Genomic DNA, 22,306 nt, shown 5'->3' with positions numbered 1-22,306 from the left:
ATATTAATTTTGCTGCTTCATTTAGACAAAAAAAAAGTATGGAATTCTATAAATATCAGGGAACAGGAAATGATTTTGTGATGGTAGACAACCGTGACCTTCAGTTTCCAAAAGATAAAACAATCATTGAAAAACTATGTGACAGACGTTTTGGGATAGGTGCTGACGGACTTATCCTGCTTGAAAATGATCCGGATTATGATTTTAAAATGGTCTACTACAATTCTGACGGCGGAGAGAGTACAATGTGCGGAAACGGTGGAAGATGCCTGGTAGCTTTTGCTTTTTTCCTGGACATTTTTGAAGATAAATGTAAGTTCATGGCAATAGACGGAGAACATGAAGCAGAAGTACACAACGGAATCATTAAACTGAAAATGATCAATGTAGATACGATTTCTCACGACGGAAATGATTTTGTTCTGAACACCGGATCTCCTCATTATGTAAAATATGTAGACAACCTGAAAGACTTTCACGTATATGACGAAGGATATGGGATCAGAAATTCTGAAAATTACAAGGAAAAAGGCATCAATGTAAACTTTGTGGAAAAAATTTCGGATCAGGAGATTTTTGTAAGAACCTATGAACGAGGCGTTGAGGACGAAACTTACAGTTGCGGAACAGGAGTTACGGCTTCCGCTTTAACTTTTCTTCAAAAGCATCATCTAACCTCTGTAAAAGTTAAAACTTTAGGGGGCAACCTTAAAGTATATGCTGAAAAAAGCGGTGATTCTTTCCATGATATATGGTTGGAAGGTCCTGCAAAGCAGGTTTTTAGAGGTAAAACGGATCTTCTTTAAAACAAAAAGACTTTTAATCAACATTTAATAAGAATGAAAAAAGCTATTCTCATTATCATTCTGCTGGTTTTTGTAGTCGCAGGATTTTTTGGTTTGAGATTTTATAATAAATATTTCGGGAATAACGTAGAAAAAGAAGGCTATGTTCTGATCCCTCACAATGCGGGTTTCAAACAGATTCTTGATTCTGTTGCGCCTTATATTAAGGATAAGGAATCTTTTGAAGCGGTAGCCAAGGACAAAGGTCTTCCTGCCAATTTCAAAGCGGGGCGTTACCAGATCAAAAGCGGAACAGGAAATACAGACCTTGTGAATATGATCAAAGCAGGTAATCAGACTGCTAATTCTTTCAGAATCGGAGATTTTGGAGATATGTATCAGATGATTGGAAAGGTGAGCAAAAAAACGGAGATTGATTCTTTACATTTCGTAAATGATCTGGATGTTGTTGCCCAGGCGAAGGGGTATAAAAATGTTGAAGATTTAAAGAAATATTTTTTCATCGATACGTATAATTTTTTCTGGACAGTAAGTCCAAGAGAATTTTTTGCAAAATTCGAAGATCAGTACAATAGTTTCTGGACGGGTGAAAGAAAGAATAAGGAACAGCAGTCCGGTCTTACAAGAGATCAGATCTATGCACTGGCTTCCATTGTTTATAAAGAATCAGGAGGTAAGAAAGATGAAATGAAAACGATTGCCGGGTTATACCTGAACCGTTACAGAAAAGGAATGAAGCTTCAGTCTGATCCTACGGTGATTTATGCCATCAACAAACAGACTAATTTTAAAGAACCTATAAAAAGAGTATTATATAAGCATCTGTCTACTCCATCGCCATACAACACCTATGCTAATGCAGGCATTCCTCCGGGACCGATCTGTGTGGTGGATAAAAATTCGGTAGATGCTGTTTTGAATGCGGAAAACAACAATTATATATTCATGTGTGCCGATCCTGCAAGATTTGGATATCATAAGTTTACGGCAAGTGCTGAAGAGCATGCTGTAAATGCAAAAGCTTATCAGGACTGGCTCAACTCCAGGAATATAAAATAAGCTTAGCAGGCATCTAAAATTTTATACAGCTAAAAACAATAAACAAATCATAATATTTTGGAAATCAAACTAATATAAAAATCCAAAATATTAAGGGTTATCCTTTCACGATTTTATACAAAAAAATAACCTATGAAGAATAAGACAGAAATTGTCAATATTTTCACCAGAAAAACTTTAGGACTTACTTTAGTACTTTCGGCAGCGGCTATGGCTTTTGCCCAGGAAAAAGCAGGTGTTTCGGGAACGATTGTCAATAAGAAGAACCAGCCGGTTCCTTATGCCTCCGTTACTTTCAGCAATAAAGCCAACACTGCGTTAAGTGACGCTGTTCTTACTGACGAAAAGGGACAGTACAAACTTCAGCTTGCTCCCGGAGATTACGACATTACAGTAGAGGCTATTGACTACAAGAAAAGTGTGGTCAGCAAAAATATTACTACAGCAGGTAATATTGGTGCATTATCTATAGAACCTGAAGCTACAACTACCATTGATGGCAAAACCAAAGAGATTCAGGGAGTCGTTATTACTGCATCTGCAGCAAAACCTTATAAGGTAGAGCTTGATAAAAAAACATATGATCCTTCACAGGATATTGTAAGTAAAGGGGGAAGCCTTCAGGATGTCCTTACAAATGTTCCTTCGGTTTCTGTAGATACTGACGGAACGGTTTCTATGAGAGGAAGCACCAATGTAAAGTTCCTGATCAACGGGAAACCTTCTGCCCTTCTGGGAATTGATGACGGCGCCAATGCTTTGCAGAGTATTCCGGCGGATCAGATTGAAAGAATTGAAGTGATCACCAACCCTTCTTCTAAATTTGAAGCCAGCGGAACTTCGGGGATTTTGAATATCATCCTTAAAAAAAGCAAGAAAGTCGGATTCAATGGTAGTGTTGTAGGATCTTTGGGATATTTCCCGAGAACCTCGCTTAACACCAATTTGAGCTGGAGAAAAAATAACTGGACCTGGTTTCTGAACGGCGGCGGCGGTTACACTGAAAATAAAACAAAAAATAATTCTGAAACGACTTACCACAGCATTAATTTCCCGAACATCGTAAAAGGTGAACAGCCTAAAGATGTTCTTCTTCATCAGCTGCAAAATTCCACGAATAAAACCTATAACAAAAATTATAATGTAAGTGCCGGTTTTGTACATGATCTGTCTGAAAAAACTTCGATCAATTTAACAGGTTTGGTAAGAACGTTTGAAGGGGATGGAAATGAACTGCTGAATACGGAAGAAAGTTTTCACCGTTTCTTTAAAGATCCTTCTGATCCTAACAATGTAGCGGGAACCTGGCAACTGTTAAACCCTTTCGGGCTTAGAGATTCCAAAAGCGTGTTCAACAACCTTGCATTCCAGGGGGATGTAGGATTGGATCACAAATTTGATGATAAAGGTCAGAATTTATCCGTATCAATGAGTTTACAGAGAAACAGAAGCAACAACAATGCAGACATTCTGGAAACAAATGACCTGCTACCAGACATACATGATGTTACCAGAAGACATTCTGTAAGCAAAACTGTTATAGGAAAAGCCGATTATGAACTTCCAATAGGTGAGAAATCTAAACTGGAAGCAGGATACAGACTAGACATCAACGACAATAAGTATGATAACTTTGTAAGCAGTACTTCAAACAATCCTTTTATTTCGGATTTTAATAACAATACTGATTACAGAGAGACGTTCAATGCATTTTATCTGCAATTTAAAAGTAAGATTGGAAATTTTGCCTACCAGTTAGGTTTAAGAGATGAGATTTCGAATGTTAAGATCAATTATATCAGCCAGAACACGGCAAAAGAACCTCTGAACAAAACGAAGAATTACAACAATTTGTTCCCGAGTGTTTTCTTAAGCTACGATGTATCTAAGAACAATCAGATTTTGGTTAACTATTCCAGAAGAATTGACAGGCCAAGATCATTCTTCATGGTTCCTTTCCCTAATTACAGCAACAGCCAGAATATTTTTGAAGGGAATATTGACCTGAACCCGTCTTATGTAGACTCTTTTGAGGTAGGTTATAACATCACCAGAAAGAAATTTATGGTAAACCCTACCCTGTACTACAGACATGCTACGGATGATACCAAAATGCTTGTATACAGACCGGATGAAAGTAAGAGTGTGTTCTATACGAAACCTATCAACCTTGGTAATGATGACCGTTATGGTTTAGACCTTAACTTCACTTATGATCCTTTTGCATGGTTAAAAATAATGGGTAGTTTGGATATGTTCGGATATAAAACCACCGGAATTGCTTATTATGATGCGAGGGACAAGGATGGTAATGCCAAAGTAGGAAATATGAATTTTACCGGAAGCGGTTTTTCTACAAGAGCCCGTCTTAATACGACTTTCAAGCTTGATAAAACTTTAAGTGTACAATTACAGGGATTCTACAGAGGAGCACAGAAATCTGCCAACCAGGATACACAGGATATGTATGCATTGAACCTTGGAGCTTCCAAAACCATCTGGAAAGGAGACGGGACAATTTCCTTCAATATCCAGGATATCTTCAATACAAGAAGCAGAGAAGTATATAGCTTCAATAGCGATTATACCCGTAGAAATTATATGCAGTGGCAGCCAAGACAGTTTTCTATTTCATTAACCTACAGATTTAAGCAAGGTGAAAAGATAGAACAACCTAAAAAGAAAAAAGACATCAATGCCAATGAGGCAGGCGATGATCAGCAAGGCGGTCCAATGTAATACAAAAAAAATCCCGAAAATTAATTTTCGGGATTTTTTATTGTTCTTATTTTACCTGTTCTGTTTTGGAGTATTTCTCTTTTTCAGCTTCGTAAATTCTTTTTCTCAGGTCACTGGTGGAAAACCTGTGATCTCTTTTGTTATAAAAGATTTCAATTCCTTTTTCTTCACAGTATTGTTTTCCTGTAAAGTCTCTGTCCATATAATCGTCACCGATGATTCTTACATCAATAACGAAGGATTTCAAAATATCCAGCAGGTCTTCTTCTGTATAATAAGGAATGATCTCATCTACAGCATTTACTGCTTTCAGCTGAATATAACGCTCTACAATCGTCTGGCTCGGCTTATTTTTGTTGGGACGATCATGAGATGGATCAATCTGAAGTCCTACGATTAAATAATCACATACGGTTTTAGCTTCTTCAAGCATTTTAATATGCCCTGCATGTAATAAATCAAATGAGGAAAATGTAATACCTATTCTTTGTGTCTTCATATTAATTTAAAATTATTTAAAACTTCACCTGAAAAAAGATTCTTTTAAATGGATAAAAGACCGGGGATTCAGGGAAAATATTTTGTAATTTATTTTTATAGTCGTTTTTAAATTTTCCTGTTTTTATGAATTCCTGGTGTTCAGGTACTTCTGCCACTCCCAACCTGTTCTTAAAGATTCTTCCAGTGAAGTTTCAGATTTCCAGTGAAGCTCTTTTTCGGCTTTCTGAGGGTTGGCATAGGCGATGGTAATATCCCCTTCTCTTCTGGCACAGATCTGATAAGGTACTTCTACTCCATTTGACTCTTCAAATGCCTGTATGACCTCTAATACTGAGGATCCTTTTCCTGTTCCAAGGTTATAAGTATCGATCACAGTATCCGAAGATGGATCTTCCATTAGCTTTTTTAATGCTGCTACGTGCGCTTTTGCTAGATCAACCACATAGATATAATCACGGACCGGGGTTCCGTCTTCCGTATCATAATCATTCCCCCATACGCTTAGTTTCTCACGGATTCCTGCCGCCGTTTGCATAACGTAAGGTACTAAATTATTAGGAATTCCCGAAGGCAATTCTCCGATCTTTGCAGACGGGTGCGCACCAATAGGGTTGAAGTATCTCAGTAACGATATTTTTCGGTGATAAGCCTTTGCAAAATCAATCAGAATTTCTTCTCCCATCTGTTTGGTCTTTCCATACACACTTTCCGGCATTTTCAAAGGTGTATTTTCGTCAATTGGCATTGTGTCTGCCTGCCCGTAAACCGTACAGGATGAGCTGAAAATAAAATTGGATATTTCCCTTTCTTTAAATTCCTGAAGAATATTGATGAGCGAGAATAAATTATTTTCATAATAATCCACAGGTTTCAGCTGACTCTCTCCTACTGCTTTAGAAGCGGCGAAATTGAGACACCCTTCAATTTGATGCGCATCAAAAACCTGGCTGAGAAGCTCTTTTCTTCTGAGGTCAAAAGGATAAAAAACCGGCTTTTTGCCTGTAATTTCCTCAATATTATTTAAAATAAACCTTTCTGAGTTGGATAAATCATCTACAATAATCACTTCAAAGCCGCTATTGAGAAGTTCTACTACAGTGTGGGAACCAATGTATCCAAGTCCTCCGGTAACAAGTATTGCCATTTTTTTTAATCTTTGTATTTTCCTATATCTTCTAATTCTAAAAATTGTACTTTTTTATTTTTAAAAATATTCGTCATTAAAAGAAAGGCCGATGTAATAGAAAAAATCAGAAATAATATTAAAACATCAACCTCCTCAAACGAGGTTTCTATCATAAGCTTTATATACTCAAAAATAAAAAACGATAAAACTAAAATATAGTTTACATTTAAATATAGAATAACTTTTCTGCTATTATATAAAAAACCTGTCAGGCTTAGAAATGTACTTATAAATATGGTTAAAGTAAAGAGACAGACCAAATTTTCTATTGAAAAAATTTTCTCTGTACTGATTTCTAAAAAAGAACTGTAAGTACCAAAGCCAAAAAACAAAAACAAAAATAAAAGCAACTGGAATACAAATATTACAATTCCTATTATTCTATATTTAAATATGGTATTTTTCATTATTTCATAAACTCAAGCACTGCATCCGTAATATACTTCAGCTGCTCTTCGTCTAATTCCGTATGCATCGGTAAAGAAATCACCTGATCCAGAAGTTTGTCTGTATTCACAAAGTCTGCAGCGTTGCTTTCCTGGAAGTAAGCTTTCTGCTTTCTTAGTGCAACCGGATAGTAGATCATTGCAGGAATTTCTTTTTCCGTTAAAAATTTCTGAAGTTCATTACGCTTTCCATTCAGAATTCTTAAAGTATACTGGTGGAATACGTGGGTAGAGTTTTCAGATCTTTTCGGAGTAAGAATATTCGGATTTCCTGCGAATGCTTCATCATAATAATCTGCTGCTTTCCTTCTTGCTTCGTTATAAGAATCAAGATGTGGAAGTTTTTTTCTTAAAACAGCTGCCTGAATACTGTCTAAACGGGAGTTCACACCTACCTCATCATGATAGTATCTTTCGTACATTCCATGGTTTACAATCCCTCTTAAACGGTGTGCTAATTCATCATTATTGGTAAAGATTGCACCACCATCTCCGTAGCATCCAAGGTTTTTTGACGGGAAGAAAGAGGTTGTTCCCACAGTGGCCATTGTTCCGGCCTGTTTTACACTTCCGTCAGAGAATGTATATTCTGAACCGATTGCCTGAGCATTGTCTTCGATAACATACAGATTGTGCTCTTCAGCAATTTTCAAAATTTCTTCCATATTGGCACACTGTCCAAAAATATGTACCGGAATGATCGCTTTTGTTCTTGGCGTAATTGCTTTTTTAATCTGTTCCGTAGAAATGGTGAAAGTATCATAATCCACATCTACCAGTACTGATTTTAATTTAAGCAGGTGAATTACTTCTACCGTAGCCGCAAAAGTAAAATCTGCTGTGATGATCTCGTCTCCTTCTTTCAGATCCAAAGCCATCAGGGCAATCTGTAATGCATCTGTACCATTGGCACAAGGAATCACATGTTTTACGTCTAAATAAGACTCCAATTCATTCTGGAAAGACTTTACTTCAGGACCGTTTATGAATGCCGCCGAATCCATTACATTTAAAACCGCATTGTCTACATCATTCTTTATTTTGTAATACTGACTTTGCAAGTCAACCATCTGAATTTTTTTCATATAACAAATATTTCTGTAAAAATAAGGAATTTAATATCCTATCAAAAATTTTATTGATTTTGTTTTTATCTTTATACAAATTAATCTTATGAAAAAACTTTTACTCTTTTGTTTCCTAACAGGTTACCTCAGCGTATCTGCACAAACTGAACTTGTTTTTGTCTATTTCACAGACAAGCCCAATAAAGCAGCATTTTATGCCAATCCGCTCTCAGAACTTTCTCAAAAATCGATCAACAGACGTACAGCACTTGGAATTCCGCTCAATGACCAGGATGCCCCTATTGAACCGTCATACCTTCAGAACTTACAGAATTTAGGTTTTACGGTTACCGATTATTCCAAATGGCTCAATGGTGCTGCGGTAAATGCCACTCCAGCGCAGAAAGCACAGCTGCAGGCTCAGCCTTTTGTACTTTCCGTGGAAAGTTTTGCCAGAAACGGCAATCCAACGGGACTAAAAAAAGCACCCGGCAAATGGAAAGATGATACAGGTCTTAATAAAATTCTGACCAATTTTAATTACGGCTCAGGCTCCGCACAGATCGACCAGGTGAATATACGTCCGCTTCATCTGGCAGGATATACCGGAACCGGAGTCTCCATTGCTGTCATTGATGCAGGATTCCCTACCGTGAATACAGGGGCTGCTTTTTCAAGATTATGGAATGGCAATCAAATAAAGGCCGCTTATGATTTCGTTGCGAAAACCGGAGATATTTATAATACTTCCCTGAGCCCTCATGGCAGCGTAGTACTGGGAGCAATCGGTGGTTTCATTGAAAATACCTTTGTAGGAGCTGCACCGGATGCTGATTTTTATCTTTACCGCAGTGAAAATGCTACCGTTGAAGTCCCTGAAGAAGAGCTCTACTGGATTGAAGCCGCTGAAGAAGCAGACAGAAAAGGTGTAGATATTATTACTTCCTCTCTCGGATATCATGTTTTTGATGATACCCGGTACAATTATAGTTATGCAGATATGAACGGGAGTACCTCCTTCATTGCCCGTGGAGCGGAGATTGCAGCGAATAAAGGCATCTTTGTGCTTGCTGCTACAGGAAATTCAGGAACACAGCCATGGCATTATCTTACCACACCTTCAGATAATGCCAAAGTTTTCTCTATCGGTTCTGTGGATTCGGCAGGAAATGCTTCGGATTTTTCCTCTTACGGGCCTAATTCCCTTGGAGTGGTAAAACCGGACGGAAGTGCCCAGGGAACCTTTACCACAACGGTTTATGATAATACAACTACCATCGTAAACGGAACTTCCATTTCTACTCCGATTGCAGCAGGAGGTGTGGCATGCTTTATCCAGGCTTTCCCGACAATGAACCGGGACCAGATCAGAGCAAGGCTGAGACAAACGGCTTCTCTTTATCCGAATCATAATGATCAGACAGGATTTGGTATTCTCAATTTCGGAAACGTGTATAACGCAGTGTTAAACACTTCTGAAGTTGTAAAAAAAGACCGTTTTGCACTATACCCTAATCCTGTCAAAAATATTCTGAGCGTAGTATCAGAAAATGATATTAAATCTCTGGAAGTTTATGACAATCTGGGAAGGCTGATCAGAAAAAACAGCAATCAGAAAGCTGTAAAAGTTGATGACTTTGCAAAAGGAGTATATTATCTGAAAATTCAGACTCAGGATAAAGTTCATTATGAAAAGTTTATAAAAGAATAATTTTTTCTCTCGTCTATTGAGCAAGCTGAACAATCCCCGATATTGTATTTCGTTTGTTTAATGGACGAGAGGTTTACTATTTTTGGTTAAAGCCGATGGATCTTTAATAAAAAAGAATGGACTAAAGCCCATTCCTATAATATTTTGTAGAATTCGTAGTAAATGATCTATGCTGAATTTCTGCTCGCATTGATATTTCCAAACAGCGATCTTGTCACCAGTTTTTCATAAGCCTCTTTATTTCCTTCTCCTTTCTGAATCTTCATTAATGCATATTGCTGAATACTTAATAACGGAAGTACAATCTTCTCACGGATTTTCACGGATTTTCTTGATAAAGGATCTTCTTCCTGAAGCATTTTGAAACCCGTAAGCTCCAGCATGATTTCTCTGGACAACTCATATTCATCGAAGAGTACATTCCAGAATACCCCGAATTTCGGATTGTTTTTGATATAATACGTCAGGGGAAAATAAGACTTGTTCATACTCATCATAGAATTCAGAACTAAGGTTTTAAAGAAATCAGAACCTTTGTAAAGTTCTTTCACCTCTTCAAACCTTCCCTGCTCTTTCATCTTCTGCATTGCATATCCAAAACCGAAGAATCCTGGCACATTCTGCTTCAGCTGCGACCATGACCCTACAAATGGAATAGCTCTCAGGTCTTCAAATTTCAATTCACTTCCATTTCCTCTCTTGGACGGGCGGCTTCCTATATTCGTTTTTCCGTAATATTCCAGTGTACTCATTTCCTGAAGATAAGGGACGAACATCGGATGGGCTTTCAGATCGGAGTATTTCTGATAGCTGATATCCGCCAGCTCTATAATTAAGGCTCTTTCTTTCTCTGTCAGGTCCTTTTTGGCATTCTTAAAGACATCATTTTCAACTCCGGCTGTCAGAAGTTGTTCAAAGTTATACATCGCCTGCTCTTTATTTCCGAAGATACTGGTAATGGTCTGCCCCTGGATGGTTAGCTCAATTTTGTTATTGGCAATTGTTTTTCCCTGAGAAGCATAGAAGTCGTGGGTTTTCCCTCCCCCTCTTGCCGGCGGGCCTCCTCTTCCATCGAAGAATACTACTTTGATATTATTTTGTTCTGAAAGCTTCGTCAGGACTTCTTTTGCTTTATAAATCTCCCAGTTGGCCTTTAAATATCCTCCGTCTTTAGTACCGTCGGAGAAGCCAAGCATAATAGTCTGCTGGTTTCCTCTTTTTTCAAGGTGTTTTTTATAAACGGGATGCTGATACAGCTCATTCATGACATGTTCGGCATTGGCAAGGCCTTCCATTGTTTCAAAAAGCGGAACGATATCCATATTGATCTCTTCATCTTTATACCCACAGATTTTAAAGAATGCATACACATTCATTACATCTTTTACAGCATCGGAATTGGAGATGATATAGCGATTCATCCCTCTCAGCCCATTCAGTTTCTGAATTTCCGAAACCTGGGAAACCGTCAGTAATGTATCTTTTACAATATCCTGAAAATCATCGGCATTCACTTTTTCTGAAACCTGAATCAGCTTACTGAATTTTTCTTCCTGAGTAGCTTCTTCATTTCCATATAGTTTTGCAAAAGCCTCATCAATTACTTTCTGATGAATTCTGCTGTCCTGACGTACATCCAATGTTGCAAAGTGAGTTCCGAAAATCTTCACACGGTCTTTGAAGTTTACCAGAAGGTCAAGAAATAAAGAATTATGTTCGTTAATCAGAATCTTTTCCGCCTCATCTGCTTTCTCCAGGATATTTTCTGCCGTAATAGTTTTTCCATCAAAAATAGCAGCATACAGCTCTTCGCTCATTTGGGTCAAAACTTCAGCTACTCCACGGAAACTCAGTCGTCTTCTGATGTATTTCAGATGGCTGTAATAAGATTTGAGGATCGCTGAACGAAGTTCCTCCGCCACTCTTCTGGTAACATCTGCAGTTACAAAAGGATTTCCGTCTCTGTCACCTCCCGGCCAGAATCCAAGCTGGATAATATCTTCATGAAGATGGAAATGCCCGTTTCCGAAGGTCTTTTTAATTTTCGTAAACAATTCGCCGATCGTATCATAATATACATATCTCAGATAAGAAATAATGCTGAGTGCTTCATCTATCGGAGTGGGTTTTTCTTTATTGACAAAAGGAGTTTTTCCCAGCTGCTGAAGAAGCATATCGATCTGAGTCACAGAATCACTGGTAATCGCTCCTCTTAAGTCCTGGATAATTCTTTGAACCGAGCTTGGATAAAACTGCGTCGGATGTGCGGTAAACACTACTTTTACACTAAAATCTTTTAATTTTTCACGTACCTTTTCAATCTTATGATCCTGAAAAGAGCGCTCAAAAAGATTGGTAACCGTTCCGCTGTCACTTTCAGAATGAAGATTTGGAAAGGCTGCATCTTCAATACTGTCAAACAATACAACCTGTCTCTCTATATACTGAATGATCTTAAAAAGCAGTTCGAGCTTCTGCTCTTCCGTCTGAAGATCCGTATGGTTTTTAAAAAATTCTTCAACGATTTCTTCGGGTGTTTTCCCGGCTTCATAGCCTATTTTACTTTCTTCACAAAGAAACGGAAGAAGCATCCCGATATTCGTCATTTTATCATAAGGCAGGCTCATAAATAATGAATTGTAGATCTGGAATTTATTTTCCACGATCTGCCTGAATTTTTCTGTGCGTTGGTCGTGTCTCATACTCACAAATGTAAGTGATTTTGTAATGAGTTGAATTGACAAATGACAAAAATTAAGTAATGAAATACAAAAAAAATTAGCTTTTGCTTTGGAAAATTACCTAGTTTTGGCATCCATCTGAATTCTTATGATCAAATTCAATTTCAACGCCAATGTGAATATTAAAACGAACGGAGCACCGGTTCATAGGAAATCCCTAAAGATCTTCCTGATCGTTTCTGCTGTTTTTATACTCATCTGCATTTCTTCAATGATGGTATTTGGTTCTCTGATCTCCAGTCTTGGTTCAATGGATCAGGATGAAGAATATAGCCAGCACATGGAGGATATAGCAGCGTTGCCAGGACTGAAATGTACCATCCATACCAATACAACGCTAAAAGCTCCTTTATCCGGAAAAGAAGCAGCATTTTATGCCCTGCGTGTAGGTACTGCCCGGCAAAGTAAAGATCCGGTAGAAATTTATGAAACTTTTGACTACAATATTATTGCAGGATATCCGAAAGGCACTCAGGTATCCGTGGACGGAAAATTATATGACATCGATTTTAAATTATGGATGGCGGATGGTATAATCGACCAGAACCATTTTACACAAAAAGTTTATGCCACCAATTATAAAACACCTTATTATCTACAAAATTATCAACCCACTGAAAACCCCAAAGTATCTTTACTCAAAGGCCGGCATCCATGGATCAGTTCTTTTCTGGGAACCAGTGGTTTAAACAATATCCTGGTCAGCGAATATGTTTTTCAGGACGGGGATCAGGTATATATCAAAGGAAGGATTCACCATAACAGAATTGTTCCTTTTGTGGAGTATATGGTACATTAAATCTTTAAGGATGAAACATCTTTCTGCTGCAAAAATTTGATTTTCCTTACCTTTACCTGATCATAGGCAATCCTATGGGCTATATCAGAGAATATTATGAACAGGTCGTCAAACTTCAGGAATCGGAATGGGCATTTATAGCCGGGCATTTTCACAGAAAGGTATATGCTAAAAACGGGATCATCACCCAACAGGCAACAATGAAAACTTTTCATCTTTTATAGAATCCGGGCTGGTCAGGTTTTATCTTCCGGATGATGAATATGGGTTTACTTTCGGTTTTAGTTTTGAGAAAGAATTTACCTGTGCCTATGATTCTTTCCTTACCCGGACTCCTTCTGAATATGAAATGCAGGCATTAACAGAAACCGTAGTATGGCAGATCTCTCATGATGACCTGCAATTACTATTGAACACCTGGACAGAGATTTCATGATGCAACAAAACCTTTTCCGGTCTTACGGTAAGAATCATCCAGCATGAATACGATCATACATGGGGAATTTTATATACCGACCACCTGAAACCTCTGACAAAAAGAATGAAGGAATCAAAACTGAAGAAAATTTCCCATGGGAATATTACAGTGAAATATCCGATGAAGTTTTTATAAATCTGACAACAGTCTGCTATAATTTTGACTACAAAATATTATTCATTAATTTTACTCTTCACTCCAGTTAAAATTTAGGAAAAAAATATTTACTTTTCTACTCATCACCCTTCTGTTCATCTCTTGTGAAAAAGATTGTTATAATGCACCACTTCCCATTGTTTTTGAATTTATCAATTCCAATGATGAAAACCTTATTACTAATGGGACACTCACATCCTATTCCGTTCAGGACGAAAATAATGTTAATGTAGAATTAACCAAAACGTCTGACAATAGAGTTATTTTAGAAAATGTAGGGGCCTATAACGGAACAAAAAATTATAAATTTTATTCTAATATTAAAAACCTTGATTTTTCAATCCAGTCATCAGAATTTAAAGGGGGCTGTGATGGTTTTCAAATCAATAAATTAACGTTTACAGGCATTGGAATCGATGTAAAAGAGGAAAAAGGCTATTACAAAATTGTATTGCAATAATTCTCTTTACATTTGCACTGTAAATACATTCTTTATGAAAGTTATCATCACATTTTCCCTGATCTTCTCCCATCTGCTTTACAGCCAGATCAAGGTTCCTGATGATTATAAAAAAATTCCTGATATACTGGATACGACAGACTATCTTTACCCTTTCATAATCCCGGATAAAGACTATGCTTACTGGCGTGTTCTCAGCAATGATCCGGATTATGAAAAAGCTGTGATCTATGAAAGCCAGGCACCTGATTTCATGACCATCAATGAACCTCTTCCGGAAAAAGGATTCTTCCAGAAATGTATTGGAGACAACTGTTTTTCATACATTCTTGCCTGTAAAAATGAAAGGTCTGTTTATTTTTCCAATGAACAGCAGTTAAGAGATTTTATCGGAACTGTAGACAATCTTCCAGAAGCTATTTTGCTGGCAAAAACGTATGGATATTCTGTAGATACGAATAACCGATTTACCGGATCCTATAAAATTGACGATCGCCATATTTCCATGTACCTCATGCAGATTAAGGGCTGTCCTGCTGTGAAAGAGTCTTTTTTCGTTAAAATCAACAGAAAAACCGGAAAGTTGGAAGCAAAAAGCAATGGTATGTATGCGAAGGATGAGAACTGTTCTTCTTTGTAAAATCATTACTAAAATTGAAAATCTTATAATTTTATAACCCATTAAGTTTTTTTAAGGGAAAGTCGCTAAAGCTATTTTGAGCAATGTGCTTTATTCTTCCTGGAATATTTAGCCGGAAGCTGCTTCCACTCTGCTCTGTCACATAATAGCTTTCATGAAACTTAATCATAGCAATTTTAAAATTTCATTAACTCAATATTCTTTTTTCATTCCGTAAATTTGAATTAAAATAAATTTAGAACAATGCTTAATTTCGAGTTCAAAAATCCAACTAAAATACTTTTCGGAAAAGGCGAAATCGCTAAAATTTCCAATGAAATTCCTAAAGATGCCAGAATATTAATGATCTACGGTGGCGGAAGCATCAAAAACAACGGAGTTTATGATCAGGTAAAAGCGGCTTTGAAAGATCATACCCTTTATGAATTTGGCGGAGTGCCTGCCAACCCTGAATATGAAGTGCTGATCAATGCTATAAGCTTTATCAAAGAAAATAATATTACTTATCTTCTTGCCGTAGGTGGCGGATCTGTTATTGACGGAACTAAATTCATTTCTGCAGCAGCCCATTATGAGGGTGAGCCATGGGATATTCTGAAAAAGCAGGTAAGAACTTTTGAAGGAGAAGGAATGCCATTCGGAAGTATTTTAACACTTCCTGCAACCGGTTCGGAAATGAACTCAGGATATGTGATCTCTAGGAGAGAAACAAATGAAAAACTATCTTCAGGAGGTCCTGGACTTTTCCCTCAGTTTTCTGTTCTGGATCCGGAAGTGATCAGATCAATTCCTAAAAATCAGATTGTCAACGGAATTACGGATGCTTACACTCACGTATTGGAACAATATATGACTGCTCCTTCTTCCGCTGATCTTCAGGAAAGAATTGCGGAAAGTATCCTGATCAGTCTTCAGGAAACCGCTCCAAAAGTACTGGCAGATGACTTTAACTATGATGCTGCCGGAAACTTTATGTGGTGCTGTACAATGGCTCTGAACGGACTCATCCAGAAAGGCGTAATCACAGACTGGGCAGTACACGCTATGGGACATGAATTAACCGCTTATTTCGGTATTGACCATGCAAGAACACTGGCGATTATTGCTCCGTCTCACTACCGTTATAATTTTGAGGATAAAAAAGGAAAACTGGCTCAGTATGCAGAAAGAGTTTGGGGAATCAAAGACGGAACGACAGAAGAAAAAGCAGAATCAGGAATCAAAAAGCTTGAAGAGTTCTTCCACAGTCTTCATATCAAAACCAGACTTTCTGAGTATACGGAAGAATATAAAGGGACAGCAGAAAAAGTGGAAAAAGCTTTTACAGACAGAAACTGGCTTGGCCTTGGAGAGTATAAAAAACTGACTCCTAAGGATGCTTATAAGATTGTGGAAATGAGCTACTAATCAAATTAAAAATCTGAAATTCATACTTTTAAGCTTTGGCTGAAGCCAAATTGAATGATAAATTGATTATAGGAACGGGCTAAAGCCCGCTCCTATTGATTATTGTAATTTCCTCATGAGTAAAAGTTGCTTAATGACAATATCTTTTATCAATATTCTTTTTGAAAGCCAGACTTCATTAAAATCTCATATTCTTTTTTTAGAATGCTCTTATTTGTAAACATTTGTTTAAAAAACAGTGATTTCATTACGGATATTTCAAATTTATTTATATTTTAGCATATTCTAAATTTGTGAAAATGAAAAAACAGCTACTTTTATTTGCCTTTTCGGCTCTGGCGCTTACTTCTTGTAAAGATGAAAATCTTGAAGCTTATGATATGGAAATCATGCAGGGAGACTGGAAGGAAGTTAAAAGGGAACTAATTTCCGGAAAAGATAAAACTGTGCTTCAAACTGACATACCTACAGGATGCGAAGCTAAGAACACATTATATTTAAAAACAGACTATTATGTAAGCTATACAGCCTATACTGGAACAGGGACAGACTGCCAGATGGATGTAAAAACGGAAGGGAGATATACTTATGATGCTGGAACTAAGGTGATAGGAATTAAACTTGGTGATGAAGGCTCTATGGACTTTAAAATTGAGGTGCTGACAAGCAAGGATTTAAAAATGGTTCAGCAATCCGGGCTGATGGATATGAATGGAGATAAAGTTCCGGACTACACCTATATTACCTATAAAAGATAAATCAACTATAAAAACTCCCTCTTAACCGGGAGTTTTTTATTACTTTTATCTTAAATTTAAAACTGAATATAATGAAGAAGATTCTATCAGCATTTCTACTGCTGTATTTTACTATTGCCTTTTCTCAGGAAAAAAAACCGATGTTCTGGCAGGACATCCAGGAATTCAAAAAACAGGACCAGCAAAACCCGCCTCCTAAAGATGCCATCTTATTCCTTGGAAGCTCATCATTCACCAAATGGACTGACATCGCAGATTATTTCCCCGGTAAAACGATCATCAACAGAGGGTTCGGAGGATCCAGACTTACAGACCTGAATGATTTTGCTGACGATCTTTTAGCGCCTTACCAGCCTAAACAGATTATTATTTATTGTGGTGAAAACGACTTTGCAGACAATCATCAGCTGAAAGCTCAGGTAGTAGTGGACAGATACAAAAGCTTTTACAAAAAAATACGGGAGAGATTTCCCAATATTGAAGTGGATTATATATCCATCAAATATTCTCCGAGCAGAGAAGTGATCTGGCCGCAAATGAAAATTGCCAATAAAAAGATTGCTGCTTTTATGAAAAAAGAACCCCATGCAGAATTCATTGATGTTACCAAAGCGATGGAAGATTCCAATGGAAATGTAAGAAAAGACATTTTTGTAGAAGATATGCTTCACTTTAAACCGGAAGGGTATAAAATCTGGACAAGGATCATCACTCCTTATTTAAAGTAAAATGAACAACAATAAAAAAAACGATTCCAATATCCGGAATCGTTTTTTATTTATTTCTTTTTCTTCGATTTAGAAATCGCTTTTTGCTGTGCCCTGTTGGCTCCAAATTTTTTAGGAGCTTTTCTTTTGGAAGGTCCGCCCCAGTTTTCTTTCATGTTTTTGGCTTTTTTCTCATGGAAAGCACCCCCACCTTCATTCAGTTTTACCTGCGCCGGGTTTTTCATGATCACTTCATCTTTTTCAGAAGCAATCTTGTTCGGGTTAATTTTAACACCTTCAGGGAAATCATTGAACTTTAACTCCTTATCCATCAGCAATTCGATATCAAGGATTAAAGGTTCTTCTTTTTTAGTCACAAAAGTAATGGCTTTTCCATCTTTATCTGCTCTACCCGTTCTACCGATCCTGTGAATATACTGTTCAGGGATATCGGGAGTTTCAAAGTTGATCACGTGCGTAATATTGGAGATATCAAGTCCTCTGGCCATTACATCTGTAGTAATCAAACCTCTGATCTCTTCATTTTCAAAGCTTTTCATGGCCTTTAATCTGTAGTTCTGTGATTTATTGGAGTGGATCACATCGAACTGCTCAGGGAAAAGTTCATCAATTTTGGTAAAAAGAAGATCAGCATGTTTTTTATTGTTATTGAAGATCAACACCTTAGACATATCTGTATTATTCTTCAACAGGCTTTCCAATAAATTGATTTTCGTATTGAAGTTTTCAACTTTATAAGCAGTCTGTTCAATTTTTTCAAGTGGCGTTCCGGATTTTGCCAATGAAATTTCTACCGGGCTGGCAAAATATTCATCCAGCATTTCATCTACAGCTTCCGTCATTGTTGCAGAAAACAGAATATTCTGTCTTTTCTCTTTCATCATTTCAAAAATGTGAGTGAGCTGTGGTCTGAAACCCAGGTTCAGCATTTCATCAAATTCATCAATGATCAGTTTCTGAACTTCTTTCAGAGAAATGGCATTATCTATGGAAAGGTCCATCACTCTTCCCGGAGTTCCTACCAATATATCACATCCATCATTGAATAGAAGTTTTTGAGTATTGATATTCTTTCCACCATATATTCCGATAACTCTTGCTGTAATGTTTTCTGTAAGTTTCTCAAGAATTTCCGTTACCTGTACTACCAATTCTCTTGTAGGAACAAGCACCAAAACAGTTGGGTTTCCTGTTTTACTGTATTTCCATGTTTTCAGAACGGGCAAAAGGTAAGCTAATGTTTTCCCGGTTCCGGTCTGCGCAATTCCCATTACATCTCTACCGGAAAGGATAGGCTTCAGACTCTTCTCCTGAATAGGAGTAGGCTCAAATAATTCCAGATCCGCTAAAACATCAAGAATTTTAACCGGAAGGTCAAAATCCGCAAAAGTGAGTTTTTCCATTTTGCAAAGATAGGCAAATTAATTTTTTAAACTTTTACCGGAAGCCGAAGCTTTCTATGTTTAAATTTTTCCAGCTTTTTAGTTCACTTTCACACTTTTGCTTGTGATTTTAATATCATCATTTTCCCATTTGCTGGTTGTAATGATAACATTTCCTTTCTTTTTCGGGTCTTTTCTGATAGGAAACCGGTCTGCTTCCCACTGATTACAGTGTGTGGAAATAGAAGGTACCAAAGGTTTCCAGCCTGTCTTACTTAAAGTATAGACATAGAAAGGATGCCAGCAGCTTGTACACCAGTTGGGATAAAAGCCGATATCATCTTTCCCGTCGTCATTGAGATCACCCAGATTGTATAGAGCACCGCCTTTAGCAGGGGCAATTGTGAACGGTTTTATACTTTTATCGCTGAAATAGATCGTGGTTTCGCACTTTCCGTCACATTCATCACTGCAATCGGTGACTTTTGCATCAACATATTCTTTTGTTCCGTTTCCATCAAAGTCTCCCTGGATCTTCTCCTGACTTTCTTCCTGGGCCATCACCAATGAACCGGAGAAAAGCAAAATAGGTATAATCAGTTTTTTCATAGTTATTTTTTCGGGTATGGGTTTTGGAGTACGAGATCTTAAAATATAAGCTCTCTACTTTATTCTTCCGTCTTTCTTCCTACTTTCTCGTTACTCTCAGCAAAAGTATTAAAACTAAAATAATTGAAAACACAAAGCCAAGAACAGCAACCAAAGACAACTCTCCTATCCTAGGACCGGATTCGGAGACAAAAACTATAGCGGTGGCGATGATATTGGCTCCCAGAATCATCGCTAAAATAAGGTTGACCACACTGGATTTAATCAGCTGGTTCGTTTTTTCTATATTCTTGATCTCACTGGAGACGGTAAATTTATTTTCATCAAGCTTTTGAAGAACAGAACGCAGCTCTTTCGGAATTTCATCTACATTATCGGTGAAATTCATCATCCGGTCCATTCCTGTCTTTAAAATATTTTTCGGACTGATTTTTTTGGTGAAGATTTTCTTGGTGTAAGGATGAAGGCTTTTTACGATATCAAGGTCAGGATTGATGTTTCTTCCTACACCTTCTATCAGGCTTATTCCTTTGAACAAAAGGTAGAAATAATCCGGCATATAGAGCCTGTTGTCCTTTAAAATATCCTTCATTTTGTTGATGATCACCTGCACATTGATTTCCTGTAGCGAAGAACTGTGAACAAAATTCAGGATATCTTCCACATCATTTTCAAATCTTCTTTCATCAGGAATTTCATAACTCACGGCCATTTTCTTCAGATAACGGACTATTTTGTGGGAGTTTTTGGCGACAAAGCTTACAATCAGATTTTCAAGGATTTCTTTATCATTAGGCTGAATTTTTCCTACCGCACCGAAATCAATAAAGACAATTTTACCGTCTTTTTTTACCAGAATATTTCCGGCATGCGGATCGGCATGAAAGAACCCGTAATCTAAAATCTGGGATACAAAAAGTCTTAATCCGGCTTCAGAAACTTTTACAGGATCAATATCATTGGCAATAAGAACCGATTTATCCGTCACTTTTATTCCATCAATGAATTCCATACAAAGAATATTATTGTTGGAAAATTCTTCATAAACTTTTGGAACGTAGGTTTCTTTATTGTTTTTAAAATTCAGACGGAACTGTTGAATATTGTTTTTTTCGTTGATCAGGGACACTTCTTCCAGCAATGATTTTTCAAAGGTGGAAATCGCCTGCTTCAGATTAAGCTTCTCTCCTATTTCCGAATAGGCAGACAATAATTTTTCAAGATCTTTGATCAGGAGCAGGTCATCTTCTATTACAGACTGTACATCCGGTTTTCTGAGCTTCAGGATGACCGGGCTGCCGTCTTTTAAAACAGCTTTATATACCTGTGCAATAGAAGCAGTAGCCAAAGGTTCCTTCTCAATCTCCAGGAAATGGTCTTTCACGGAAATATTGAACTCATTTTCCAATGCTTCCTCTACATCCATATCTACTGTTTCCACCTTATCCTGAAGTTTCTGAAGCTCCTGGATCAGTTCGGGCGGCAAAAGGTCTTCCCTGCTGCTGAAAGTCTGCCCAAGCTTTACAAAGGTAGGTCCCAGCTCTTCGAGAGCAAGTCTGATCCTTTCATAGACGGTACCTTTTGAAATAATTTCATCCGAATTTTCTGAAGTTTCTTCCTGTTTATTTCCACCGTTCATTCTTGCAAGAAGATCTTTAAAACCATATTTACTCAATACGGATATCAGCCTGGCGGATCTTTTCAGTTTTCTTTGCTGCTTGTCAAACATAGTCTATTAATAATAAGTGCAATTTACTCCAAAAACTATTCCCATTTTTCATTAAATTCTGAAACAGGAAGAAGTTGGAAAATAATTTTATTGATCATGTAATTTTCAAAGCAGAATTTATCGTGATTAAAAATTTATTACACATAACCAGTATTTTACATTATTAAATTTAATCATAATAAGAAAATACCATAACATATTGTATATTTTTCTATATTTACAATGTACAAAACATTAAAACAAACCAAAAAGTATTTACAACATGAAAAATTTACGTAACAGCAAACTTTCAAGAGAACAATTAAAAGGGATTTCAGGAAATGGTATTATCATCGGAGGTACCTGTTCAAACGAATGCTGCCCGACTGACGGAAGACCAAGATGCCCTAAACTGATCTGCCCTGCGGTAGTTTGCCCACAGTATTTATAGGATATTTATTAAATTTTAGGTAAAATAAAAACAGAATGCTTTCGGGTATTCTGTTTTGTTATTTAATATCCTTATGCCGGGTTTGCAACACTTCTTTATTTTTATCACAATAAACCGGATCAGACATCGTTTTTATTAGACACTATTAAAACTAATCAAAAAAAAATATCAACATGAAAAATTTACGTAACAACAAACTATCCAGAGAGCAATTAAAGAAAATGTCAGGAAACGGTCTTATCATTATCGGCTGCACGTACGAGTGCTGTCCTAAGGATGGAAGACCTTTGTGCCCGGGCTATTATTGCCCTGCCGTAATCTGTCCGGAATACGTGTAGGAAAAACGCCATATTATTATTAAAGAGCAGAACTGATCTGCTCTTTTTGTTTTTTCGGTCTTTGACTAAGAGGCTGCAAGTTACTTTCGGTTTTTATGACCTCCATCTTTCACACTCTTCAAATCTAAATCTGATT

21 protein-coding genes are annotated in these 22,306 nt (G+C 37.2%); 13 read left to right on the top strand and 8 right to left on the bottom strand.

The annotated features are described in order from the left end of the window. The first annotated feature begins 38 nt into the window (after positions 1-38). The 3 genes from dapF to ACTJJF_RS16865 all read left to right on the top strand — a co-directional run bounded on the left by dapF (position 39) and on the right by ACTJJF_RS16865 (position 4,604). Entirely contained in the window at positions 39-806 is a 768-nt protein-coding gene (gene dapF, locus ACTJJF_RS16875) for a diaminopimelate epimerase (RefSeq protein WP_440700382.1), read from the top strand. A gap of 33 nt (positions 807-839) precedes the next feature. Then, a complete protein-coding gene (mltG, locus tag ACTJJF_RS16870) occupies positions 840-1,865 on the top strand; it encodes an endolytic transglycosylase MltG (protein ID WP_065397324.1) in 1,026 nt (341 codons plus the stop codon). A 132-nt stretch (positions 1,866-1,997) separates the two neighbouring features. Beyond that, complete coding sequence (locus ACTJJF_RS16865; RefSeq protein WP_440700381.1) at positions 1,998-4,604, top strand: TonB-dependent receptor domain-containing protein; 2,607 nt, start codon at positions 1,998-2,000, stop codon at positions 4,602-4,604. 46 nt (positions 4,605-4,650) lie between these two features. Here the strand turns inward: ACTJJF_RS16865 and ACTJJF_RS16860 are convergent, their stop codons facing one another. The 4 genes from ACTJJF_RS16860 to ACTJJF_RS16845 form a co-directional block, all read right to left on the bottom strand. Then, positions 4,651-5,103: an adenylyltransferase/cytidyltransferase family protein gene (locus tag ACTJJF_RS16860; protein WP_241330898.1), complete on the bottom strand. Its 453-nt coding sequence runs from the start codon at positions 5,101-5,103 to the stop codon at positions 4,651-4,653. Between the two features lie 123 nt (positions 5,104-5,226). Then, positions 5,227-6,249: a UDP-glucose 4-epimerase GalE gene (gene galE / locus ACTJJF_RS16855; protein WP_312299368.1), complete on the bottom strand. Its 1,023-nt coding sequence runs from the start codon at positions 6,247-6,249 to the stop codon at positions 5,227-5,229. A gap of 5 nt (positions 6,250-6,254) precedes the next feature. Next, a complete protein-coding gene (locus ACTJJF_RS16850) occupies positions 6,255-6,698 on the bottom strand; it encodes a hypothetical protein (protein ID WP_440700380.1) in 444 nt (147 codons plus the stop codon). Further along, complete coding sequence (locus ACTJJF_RS16845; RefSeq protein ID WP_065397319.1) at positions 6,698-7,822, bottom strand: DegT/DnrJ/EryC1/StrS family aminotransferase; 1,125 nt, start codon at positions 7,820-7,822, stop codon at positions 6,698-6,700. Before ACTJJF_RS16845 ends, ACTJJF_RS16850 begins: the two co-directional genes overlap by 1 nt. A gap of 88 nt (positions 7,823-7,910) precedes the next feature. Here ACTJJF_RS16845 and ACTJJF_RS16840 point away from each other — a divergent pair, with 88 nt between their 5' ends. Further along, positions 7,911-9,515, top strand: a complete 1,605-nt coding sequence (locus ACTJJF_RS16840) for a S8 family peptidase (protein WP_440700379.1) — start codon at positions 7,911-7,913, stop codon at positions 9,513-9,515. Between the two features lie 167 nt (positions 9,516-9,682). On the opposite strand, the gene ACTJJF_RS16835 is transcribed toward ACTJJF_RS16840, so the two are convergent. Continuing rightward, positions 9,683-12,217, bottom strand: coding sequence for a phosphoenolpyruvate carboxylase (locus tag ACTJJF_RS16835; protein WP_440700378.1), 2,535 nt, complete (start codon positions 12,215-12,217; stop codon positions 9,683-9,685). Between the two features lie 127 nt (positions 12,218-12,344). Between ACTJJF_RS16835 and ACTJJF_RS16830 the strand changes: the two genes are divergently transcribed. The 7 genes from ACTJJF_RS16830 (at position 12,345) to ACTJJF_RS16800 (ending at position 17,682) form a co-directional block, all read left to right on the top strand. Further along, complete coding sequence (locus tag ACTJJF_RS16830; RefSeq protein WP_312299377.1) at positions 12,345-13,055, top strand: hypothetical protein; 711 nt, start codon at positions 12,345-12,347, stop codon at positions 13,053-13,055. 74 nt (positions 13,056-13,129) lie between these two features. Next, positions 13,130-13,279, top strand: coding sequence for a hypothetical protein (locus tag ACTJJF_RS16825; protein ID WP_312299379.1), 150 nt, complete (start codon positions 13,130-13,132; stop codon positions 13,277-13,279). A gap of 245 nt (positions 13,280-13,524) precedes the next feature. Further along, positions 13,525-13,668 (top strand): peptide deformylase, encoded by a 144-nt coding sequence (locus ACTJJF_RS16820; RefSeq protein WP_440700475.1) that lies wholly within the window; start codon positions 13,525-13,527, stop codon positions 13,666-13,668. Positions 13,669-14,183: 515 nt separating this feature from the next. Then, positions 14,184-14,789, top strand: coding sequence for a hypothetical protein (locus tag ACTJJF_RS16815; protein ID WP_440700377.1), 606 nt, complete (start codon positions 14,184-14,186; stop codon positions 14,787-14,789). A gap of 243 nt (positions 14,790-15,032) precedes the next feature. Beyond that, on the top strand, positions 15,033-16,196 hold the full coding sequence (locus ACTJJF_RS16810; RefSeq protein WP_440700376.1) for an iron-containing alcohol dehydrogenase: 1,164 nt from the start codon (positions 15,033-15,035) through the stop codon (positions 16,194-16,196). A 299-nt stretch (positions 16,197-16,495) separates the two neighbouring features. Further along, a complete protein-coding gene (locus tag ACTJJF_RS16805; protein WP_312299387.1) occupies positions 16,496-16,954 on the top strand; it encodes a lipocalin family protein in 459 nt (152 codons plus the stop codon). Between the two features lie 71 nt (positions 16,955-17,025). Further along, entirely contained in the window at positions 17,026-17,682 is a 657-nt protein-coding gene (locus ACTJJF_RS16800) for a GDSL-type esterase/lipase family protein (RefSeq protein ID WP_440700375.1), read from the top strand. 50 nt (positions 17,683-17,732) lie between these two features. Here the strand turns inward: ACTJJF_RS16800 and ACTJJF_RS16795 are convergent, their stop codons facing one another. The 3 genes from ACTJJF_RS16795 to ACTJJF_RS16785 all read right to left on the bottom strand — a co-directional run bounded on the left by ACTJJF_RS16795 (position 17,733) and on the right by ACTJJF_RS16785 (position 21,402). Continuing rightward, on the bottom strand, positions 17,733-19,085 hold the full coding sequence (locus ACTJJF_RS16795; RefSeq protein ID WP_312299391.1) for a DEAD/DEAH box helicase: 1,353 nt from the start codon (positions 19,083-19,085) through the stop codon (positions 17,733-17,735). 78 nt (positions 19,086-19,163) lie between these two features. Beyond that, positions 19,164-19,673, bottom strand: a complete 510-nt coding sequence (locus tag ACTJJF_RS16790) for a hypothetical protein (protein WP_440700374.1) — start codon at positions 19,671-19,673, stop codon at positions 19,164-19,166. A 79-nt stretch (positions 19,674-19,752) separates the two neighbouring features. After that, the gene (locus ACTJJF_RS16785) at positions 19,753-21,402 is read right to left on the bottom strand and encodes an ABC1 kinase family protein (protein WP_440700373.1); all 1,650 of its coding nucleotides are present in this window, start codon (positions 21,400-21,402) and stop codon (positions 19,753-19,755) included. A gap of 262 nt (positions 21,403-21,664) precedes the next feature. On the opposite strand from ACTJJF_RS16785, the gene ACTJJF_RS16780 reads away from it, so the two are divergent. Together ACTJJF_RS16780 and ACTJJF_RS16775 are read left to right on the top strand one after the other, a co-directional pair. Next, on the top strand, positions 21,665-21,832 hold the full coding sequence (locus ACTJJF_RS16780) for a hypothetical protein (RefSeq protein WP_312299397.1): 168 nt from the start codon (positions 21,665-21,667) through the stop codon (positions 21,830-21,832). A gap of 173 nt (positions 21,833-22,005) precedes the next feature. After that, positions 22,006-22,170: a hypothetical protein gene (locus ACTJJF_RS16775; protein WP_312299399.1), complete on the top strand. Its 165-nt coding sequence runs from the start codon at positions 22,006-22,008 to the stop codon at positions 22,168-22,170. The last annotated feature ends 136 nt before the right edge of the window (positions 22,171-22,306 follow it).

Origin of the sequence: Chryseobacterium sp. 22458, assembly GCF_052044975.1 — a bacterium.
GTDB lineage: Bacteria > Bacteroidota > Bacteroidia > Flavobacteriales > Weeksellaceae > Chryseobacterium.
The sequence above is the reverse complement of the archived record's forward strand: the minus strand, read 5'-3'. Positions and strand labels throughout refer to the sequence as shown.